General features: G+C 64.0%; 1 protein-coding gene. It reads right to left on the reverse strand.

The annotated features are described in order from the left end of the window. Positions 1–372: hypothetical protein (locus ACLQ24_RS30420; protein ID WP_425895170.1), on the reverse strand; the 372-nt coding region annotated here is incomplete at both ends.

Below are 372 nucleotides of genomic sequence, written 5' to 3' on the forward strand. Positions count from 1 at the left end.
GGTGCTTGGTCAGGAGTTGAAGTGTCGCTTCCCGGTCGCGGGCGAGTAGGAGTTCGGCGAGCGCGGGTGTCGCCGGGCTCGTGCCTGCGACGCTGGCGGAAACCGCTTTTTGGAGCACGGCTGAGGTGAGGTTGTGGCCAATGTCCTCGGTTTCGCCGTCACTGTTGGTGATTTGCCACACGGGGTCCAGGTTCGCGGTGGGGGTGGTGGTCGCGGTGGGGGTGGTGGTCGTGGCGCTGCCCGTGGCGCGATGCAGGATGCTGAAGCCGTAGATGTGCGACATCTGCTTGAGTGATTCCGAGGTGGTGTAGTCGTCGGCGATGACCATGGGCTGTGGCTGCTTTTTCAACGCGAACTGCTGCACCAGACGCC

The sequence above is a fragment of the Micromonospora sp. DT4 genome, from assembly GCF_049841675.1.
GTDB lineage: Bacteria > Actinomycetota > Actinomycetes > Mycobacteriales > Micromonosporaceae > Micromonospora.